Origin of the sequence: Algibacter sp. (genome assembly GCF_049667265.1) — a bacterium.
Lineage (GTDB): Bacteria > Bacteroidota > Bacteroidia > Flavobacteriales > Flavobacteriaceae > Algibacter_B.
In genome coordinates this window covers 1-7,120 of the sequence record NZ_JBATHX010000437.1, presented here as the reverse complement: position 1 = coordinate 7,120, position 7,120 = coordinate 1, and the positions used below count along the sequence as shown (strand labels likewise).

The 7,120-nt window shown below is 32.1% G+C and carries 10 protein-coding genes; 7 read left to right on the top strand and 3 right to left on the bottom strand.

What is annotated here, in order from left to right; all coding sequences use genetic code 11:
- Positions 1-169 precede the first annotated feature (169 nt).
- From WBN21_RS15220 to WBN21_RS15205, 4 genes are read left to right on the top strand one after another with little or no spacing between them, the layout of a single operon-like run.
- Complete coding sequence (locus WBN21_RS15220; protein ID WP_424201767.1) at positions 170-907, top strand: lysophospholipid acyltransferase family protein; 738 nt, start codon at positions 170-172, stop codon at positions 905-907.
- 11 nt (positions 908-918) lie between these two features.
- Entirely contained in the window at positions 919-1,917 is a 999-nt protein-coding gene (locus tag WBN21_RS15215) for an acyl-ACP desaturase (protein ID WP_424201765.1), read from the top strand.
- A gap of 36 nt (positions 1,918-1,953) precedes the next feature.
- Positions 1,954-2,292, top strand: a complete 339-nt coding sequence (locus WBN21_RS15210; RefSeq protein WP_424201763.1) for a n-acetylglutamate synthase — start codon at positions 1,954-1,956, stop codon at positions 2,290-2,292.
- Positions 2,293-2,299: 7 nt separating this feature from the next.
- On the top strand, positions 2,300-2,962 hold the full coding sequence (locus WBN21_RS15205) for an HD domain-containing protein (protein WP_424201761.1): 663 nt from the start codon (positions 2,300-2,302) through the stop codon (positions 2,960-2,962).
- Between the two features lie 3 nt (positions 2,963-2,965).
- On the opposite strand, the gene WBN21_RS15200 is transcribed toward WBN21_RS15205, so the two are convergent.
- Positions 2,966-3,139 (bottom strand): hypothetical protein, encoded by a 174-nt coding sequence (locus WBN21_RS15200; protein WP_424201759.1) that lies wholly within the window; start codon positions 3,137-3,139, stop codon positions 2,966-2,968.
- 11 nt (positions 3,140-3,150) lie between these two features.
- Entirely contained in the window at positions 3,151-4,026 is an 876-nt protein-coding gene (locus tag WBN21_RS15195; protein ID WP_424201757.1) for an AraC family transcriptional regulator, read from the bottom strand.
- 203 nt (positions 4,027-4,229) lie between these two features.
- Between WBN21_RS15195 and WBN21_RS15190 the strand changes: the two genes are divergently transcribed.
- From WBN21_RS15190 to WBN21_RS15180, 3 genes are all read left to right on the top strand, one after another.
- Complete coding sequence (locus tag WBN21_RS15190; protein ID WP_424201755.1) at positions 4,230-4,814, top strand: hypothetical protein; 585 nt, start codon at positions 4,230-4,232, stop codon at positions 4,812-4,814.
- A gap of 314 nt (positions 4,815-5,128) precedes the next feature.
- Positions 5,129-5,731 carry a hypothetical protein gene (locus WBN21_RS15185; protein ID WP_424201753.1) on the top strand — a complete coding sequence of 201 codons (603 nt, stop codon included), beginning with the start codon at positions 5,129-5,131 and terminating at the stop codon, positions 5,729-5,731.
- A gap of 247 nt (positions 5,732-5,978) precedes the next feature.
- Complete coding sequence (locus tag WBN21_RS15180) at positions 5,979-6,821, top strand: leucine-rich repeat domain-containing protein (RefSeq protein WP_424201751.1); 843 nt, start codon at positions 5,979-5,981, stop codon at positions 6,819-6,821.
- Between the two features lie 41 nt (positions 6,822-6,862).
- Here WBN21_RS15180 and WBN21_RS15175 read toward each other — a convergent pair.
- Positions 6,863-7,120 (bottom strand): enoyl-CoA hydratase/isomerase family protein (locus WBN21_RS15175; protein ID WP_424201749.1); only part of this gene is annotated, 258 nt, incomplete at its 5' end.

Sequence of the window (7,120 nt, the reverse complement as noted above, 5' to 3'; positions counted from 1 at the left end):
TGAATTCAATACAAAATGGGGGCTTATGTCAGATTGTAGTATTGTTAATCCGCCAACATCTATTATTTGTGAAAATAATGCTTGTGTTGCTGTGTACTAAAATTTATACCAAATTAATTAGTAGTTGAGTTTTATAATTAATTTGGTATTAGTTTATTATTTTTGGGGCATGATAAAACTTTTGTCCTATCCGATTTCGTTTATTTACTATGTGTTTTTTGGATTAGCACTAGTCGTATTTCATCCCATACAATGGTTTTGTTTTAATGTTTTTGGACCCAAAGTTCACGAAAAAAGTGTGTATGCTCTGCAATTTAGCCTCATGTTATGTGCACATATTTTAGGCACCCGTTTTTCTTGGGATAATCCGCATAAAATAGACACTAATAGACCGTTAATAATTGTTGCTAACCATCAAAGTTTACACGACATATATCCACTAACTTGGTATCTGCGAAAACATCACCCTAAATTTATAAGTAAAATTGAATTAGGTAAAGGCATACCAAGTGTATCCTACAATTTACGTCATGGCGGTGCTGCTTTAATTGACAGGAAAAACCCAAGACAATCATTACCAGCACTTATGCAATTTGGTGAAAGGGTAGAAAAGAACCATTATGCAGCCGTCATTTTTCCAGAAGGCACACGAAGTAAAGATGGTACGCCAAAATCGTTTCAAACCAAAGGATTGGAAATTTTATTTAAAAAAGTCCCGTCAGCATTGGTGGTTCCTGTTACCATTAACAATTCTTGGAAAATGTTTCGCTATGGAAAATTCCCGATGGGTTTAGGAAATCATCTAAAATTTACTGTACATAAACCCCTAGATTTAGCTATATTTGTTAATAAGCAAGAGCTTATTGATAACGTTGAAACAACTATAAAAAAAGGTATTAAACATTAAAATAAGAAATTATGTCTTTAAAGAATAAGAGATTAGAGGTGATGAAGTTTTTGGAAAAAGACGTTAATGCGTTAATGGAAAAATACTTAATACCTATAGATAGTATCTGGCAACCCTCAGATTTTTTGCCAAATTCTGAAACAACAGATGATTCCTTTTTTGAAGAAGTAAAGGAAATAAGAGAACTCGCAAAAGATTTACCTTATGATTTTTGGGTAGTTTTAGTTGGCGATATGATTACCGAGGAGGCTTTACCAACTTACGAATCGTGGTTAATGGATGTTGAAGGTGTAGATCAAGTAGATGGTGAAAACGGCTGGGGAAAATGGGTGCGCCAATGGACTGGAGAAGAAAATAGACATGGTGATGTTTTAAACAAATACTTATACCTTTCTGGGCGTGTTAATATGAAAGAAATTGAAAAAACCACACAGCACCTAATTGCTGATGGTTTTGATATTGGTACAGACCGCGACCCTTACAAAAACTTTGTATATACCAGTTTTCAAGAGTTAGCAACTTACATTTCGCATAATCGCGTAGCAAAAATCGCAAAAGATAAAGGCAATAAGCGTTTATCAAAAATGTGTAAAATTATCGCTGGCGATGAAATGCGGCATCACCACGCTTATTCTGAATTTGTAGAACGTATTTTCACAGTAGATCCAAGTCAAATGATGATGGCTTTTCATTATATGATGAAACAAAAAATTACCATGCCTGCTCACTTTTTAAGAGAATCTGGAGGTAAAGCCAGTAGTGCTTTTGAAGAATTCTCGAATACGGCACAGCGAATTGGCGTTTATACCTCAACAGATTATGTTGATATTTTACAAAAACTAATAGAACGCTGGGACATTGGAAGTATTACTGGATTAAATGATGAAGCTGAAAAGGCTAGAGATTATTTAATGAAACTTCCCGCAAGAATGTATCGCCTATCTGAACGTATGAAAATTCCAGAAAACTCCTTTCAATTTAAATGGGTTGAGCCTGCTATAATAAAATAAAATTCCAAAAAACATAGGCTTACTAGAAAAAATTAATTGGTTAATTATAATAACAAACGTTTTAAACCTATTTCAAGTTCAGAAAATAGTGAAACCACTTCTGATACTATTTTTCTATACAAACAAAACGGAAACATTTTAACCTCAGCCTATACGGGTGGTAACATTATTGAAGGTCATTTAATTGGCTTGGTAGATTCTAATGGCATTATTAACATGCGATACCATCAAATCAATAAAAATGGTGATTTAATGACTGGCATTTGTGTTTCTAAACCAAAAATTAATCCCAACGGAAAAATAACACTTTATGAAAGTTGGGAATGGACGTCGGGAGATAAATCAAAAGGCACTTCAATTCTAGAAGAAATTTAATAGTTGTATGACTTCAGAAGATATTATCCAAAAAACCATTTTATTTGTTAAAGACACTTTAGCTGAAGCTGAAGGTGGTCATGATTGGTTTCATATTGAACGCGTTTATAAAAACAGCCTTTTAATTGCAAAATCGGAACCTGTAGATATCCTTGTGGTTTCTCTAGGTGCCTTATTACATGATATTGCCGATAGCAAATTTCATAATGGAGATGAAACTATTGGCCCTAAAATAGCGAGAGAATTTCTTTTAAAATGGCATGTAGATTCAACGGTTATTCAACATGTGGTAAATATTATAGAAAATATTTCATTTAAATCGAGCTTAGCTACAAATAGTGCAGAAAATTTCAAATCACAAGAACTAAATGTGGTACAAGATGCCGATAGATTGGATGCCATTGGAGCCATTGGAATTGCCCGTTGCTTTAATTATGGTGGTTTTAAAGATAGGGCACTTTATAATCCAGATATCAAGCCAAATCTGAACATGACCAAGGCAGAATACAAAGCATCTACTGCCCCAACCATCAATCATTTTTATGAAAAGCTACTGCTCCTAAAAGATAAAATGAATACAAAAACAGGGAAGCAACTAGCCAATGAAAGACATATTTACATGTTAAATTTCCTTGATCAGTTTTATGGTGAATGGGAAGGTAAAAAGTGATACTTAATTCTCTAAAGCAACCTGTAAAGCGGTAATTTTATATTCTAGAATCGATAACTCTTCAGCATTTTCAATAATTTCTTCAGCAGTTAAATTATTGTTATTATTAAAATAGTTCAGAATGCCTTCTCTTTTCAATAAATAATAATTTATTGTTTCATTGATTTTATCATCCATAACTTTTATTCTTATTGAATAATTCTAATAATCTCTTTCCTATAAACTGAAGCACTCTTGCCAGTTATATCGTTAAATACTTTATTAAAATGCGAGAAATTATTAAATCCACATTCAAAACAAACATCGGCAATACTCATATCACTTTCTTCAGATAATAACTTTGTGGCATGCACAACGCGGTATTCATTCACTACTTGAGTAAAGGTTTTTCCTGTAGATTTTTTAAAATACCTACAAAAAGCAGGCACCGTCATACTTACTAAATCGGCAATTTCATCTAATGGAATATGGTGTTCAAAATTTTCTCGAACATATTTAAAGATGGTTCCAATTTTAGCACTATCCTGAGCTTCTGTTTCAAATGCAAATCCATTCGCATTTAACAAGGTGTAATCATCAGTCGTTGCCAAATAATCTAAAATTTCTATAAATTTCAATACACGTTTTAATCCATCGTGTTCTAAAAGTTTTTCAATTTTAAGACCAATCTTCTTTTTAGTATCAATTTGAAATCGAATGCCCTTTTTAGCTCTTTCAAACAAGGCAACTATATTGGCCATTTCAGGAACATTCAGAAAATCATCTCCTAAAAAATCTGCCTTAAACTGAATTAACGTTTCTGTACCGGTAGCTGTAAGTCTATCTGAAAATCCATTATGTGGTAAATTTGCTCCTATTAATATAAGTTGACTATTATTAAAATAAGATAAGTGATTTCCGATATGTGTTTTTCCTTGGCCTTTGTTAACATAAACAAGCTCCAATTCGGGATGAAAATGCCAAAAGGCATTGTTTTTATCCGCGCTTTCTCCATGCTGCCTGACAAGTATGGAACTTCCAAAACTTGGAGTGATTTTTTCTAAAGTAGGTTTCTTCTTAATCATGAGGGGGTCATTTTAAAACAAATTTAGTATATATTATGCATACATTATATATTTAATTACCCAAAATGTATGCTAAATTAACTTAACATAGAATTAACACTAAATTAACAGATAATCTAGCACATAAATTGGTCAAAATTGATGTTTTCATAAGCCAACTTCCTATATACCTTTGTACCGTTGAACGTTATAAAACCCAAATTATGAAAAACACAATTAGAAACACAAAAAAAGGAATCTTAATGGTAGCACTACTTGCTACGGTTACAGGATTTGCAAATAATGCAAAAAGAGATGCTAAAAAAACAGCTGTAGTTATTGAAAATGTAAAGGAAGGAAATTTACTTACATTAAAAGATGTTTACGGAATAACTCTTTATAAGGAGGCGATTGCAACTAATGGTATTTATAAAAAAGGATTTGATTTATCTGAATTACCAAATGGAGATTATCTTTTTGAACTTGAAAAAGATTTAGAAATTAAAACTATTCCTTTTACAGTTAGCTCTAATAAAGTTAGTTTTAACAAAACAGATGAATCTACTTACTTTAAACCTTATGTTAGAGAAGCGAATGGTTTGGTTTATGTATCAAAATTAAATCCAAGTTCTGCGGACACAACAATTAAAGTATATGCCATTGATATTTATGGAGAATCAAGACTAAGTTTTACTGAAGTAGTTGAAAATTCACAAATTGTTGAAAAAGTATTCAAATTAGAAAAAGGAAATTATAAAATAGAAATTCACTCTGATAACAAAGAGTATACAACATTCATTAATAATTAGTTTTAATGTCTTATTTAGTTTAGTTTAGTTGGAAAAGTGGGCTGTGGTGGCCCACTTTCATTTTTTAGTTACATTACATTTTACTTCCTTTTATAAATTTTAAATGCTTTTTAAAAAGCATTTTTTTTTGTTTTCATTTTCAAGAATGATTTAATTAAAATTTTCGTTTTTCTAGTTTATTAGACACATTAATTTTACCTAAAAATGATGTTAAATTAACAGATAATTTAACACATAAATACGTCAATATCAATGTTTTACAAACTGATATTGTGTTATATATTTGTAGTGTTGAACGTTAAAAAACCCAGATTATGAAAAACACAATTAGAAACACAAAAAAAGGAATCTTAATGGTAACCATGTTTGCTACCATGTTAAGTTTCGCAAATGATGCCTCATTATTTAATATTAAAAATGACGCTAAAAGAACAGCCCTTACATTATATAATGTAAAGAAAGGTAACCTCCTATCTATTAAGGATATGAATGGTGTGATTTTATTCAAAGAATATCTACAGGTAACAGGTAAATATACAAAAGGTTTTGACTTAACTGAATTACCAAACGGTGCTTATATGTTCGAATTGGTTAAAGATTTAGAAATTAACTCTGTTCCTTTTACCGTAACCTCAAACATTGTTGTTTTTGAAAAGGAAAAGGAAAAAACAATTTACAAGCCCTTGGTAAGAGTTAAAGGTGATTTAGTTTATATCACAAAACTTTCATTAGATGAAGCACCGCTAAAAATTGATATTTACTTTACAGGTTACGGTGAATCTGAGCTTGTGTTTTCTGAAAGCCTTAAAGACACAAAAACAATTGAAAGAATCTATAAATTAGATGGATTGAAATTTGGCGAATACAAAATTGTATTCAATACAGAAGGCAGACAATTTACTAAAGTTATTAATTAAATTCAATTAACTTATTTATTATCAATATTAAAAGTGGACCATAATGGTCCACTTTTTTTTATTAAAATAATTTTAGTTGATCTTATGCTAATTACAGGGATTAGCTGCCCCTTTTTGTATCTTCGTTTTCATGGAAGAACGGCGATTAGCAGTAGGTTACAAAAATAGTTCACACATGAATTTAAAACTACCTATTGAATTAAACACCGAAATTAGCCTGACTTAAAGATTAAAACCAATACATGTTATGAATAAAATAATGTTAAGCATAATCGTTTTGGTTGCATTTGCCTTTGTGGGCAATTCGCAAACACCTTATACCCTCGCTGGTACTGATGTGACTTTAGTAAACGGGATAATCACTTCCTCGACACTTACTAACGCAAGTGGTGATAATTATCAACCCGATATTATTATCCCCGAGATGCTAGACGGGCAATTGGTATCAGGGATTGGAGAGAATGCTTTTCAAGATAAAAATTTAATTAGTGTGGTTTTTCCTGCTGGGATTACGACAATTGAGAGTAGTGCTTTTCGAGATAACAACCTAACTAGTGTCACTTTGCCTGATGGGCTTGCGTCCATTGGAAGTAGTGCTTTTCGAGATAACAGTCTACCAAATGTAGATTTGCCTGCTGGGCTTACGTCCATTGGTGATTTTGCTTTTCAAAATAACCGCCTAACGCATGTTGACTTGCCTGATGGGCTAAATACCATTGAGGAGAGTGCCTTTAATGTTAACTTTCTAACTAGAGTGAAATTGCCTGTTAGGCTTACGTCAATTAAGGCTAGTGCTTTTCGAGATAACCGCCTTACTAGTGTGGAATTACCTGCGGGCCTAATGTCTATTGGGAATAGTGCTTTTCTTGCTAACCGTTTAATCAGCGTGAATTTACCTGATGGACTCAGGTTCATTGGGGAGAATACTTTTAAAATTAATAATGATTTAGCCAGTTTTGTTTTGCCAAAGGTTACAGCTGATGGTAATTCGATGAGATGGCAAGCAAGTAATGGAACTGTTTTAGATTCAGACCATGTTGTTTTACCTGCAAATTTTGGTTATAGCTATAGAGCCATTATTCAAGATTAGGGTTTCACCTATATACAAAACGAAATTTTCAAACTAAAAGCTTATTCCCCAGGAAATTCAGCCTTTCGTTTTTCTAAAAATGCCGAAGTGCCTTCTTCAAAATCATCGGTTCCAAAACACTTTCCAAATTCTTGAACTTCAATACTAAAACCATCTATACCATCTTTATAATTGGCGTTTATGGCTCTAATGGCTGCACTAATGGCAACTGTTGAGTTACTAGAAATTTTAGATGCTATTTTTTCGCAAAGCGGAAGTAATTCTTCTGGTGTTGTTACATGATTTACCAAACCATAATT

Bases quoted from the DNA above. Each gene is read 5' to 3' on its own strand.
- WBN21_RS15195 (WP_424201757.1), bottom strand. From the start codon at position 4,026: ATGATTAAGAAGAAACCTACTTTAGAAAAAATCACTCCAAGTTTTGGA.
- WBN21_RS15215 (WP_424201765.1), top strand. From the start codon at position 919: ATGTCTTTAAAGAATAAGAGATTAGAGGTGATGAAGTTTTTGGAAAAA.
- WBN21_RS15205 (WP_424201761.1), top strand. From the start codon at position 2,300: ATGACTTCAGAAGATATTATCCAAAAAACCATTTTATTTGTTAAAGAC.
- WBN21_RS15190 (WP_424201755.1), top strand. From the start codon at position 4,230: ATGAAAAACACAATTAGAAACACAAAAAAAGGAATCTTAATGGTAGCA.
- WBN21_RS15220 (WP_424201767.1), top strand. From the start codon at position 170: ATGATAAAACTTTTGTCCTATCCGATTTCGTTTATTTACTATGTGTTT.
- WBN21_RS15200 (WP_424201759.1), bottom strand. From the start codon at position 3,139: ATGGATGATAAAATCAATGAAACAATAAATTATTATTTATTGAAAAGA.
- WBN21_RS15180 (WP_424201751.1), top strand. From the start codon at position 5,979: ATGAATAAAATAATGTTAAGCATAATCGTTTTGGTTGCATTTGCCTTT.
- WBN21_RS15185 (WP_424201753.1), top strand. From the start codon at position 5,129: ATGAAAAACACAATTAGAAACACAAAAAAAGGAATCTTAATGGTAACC.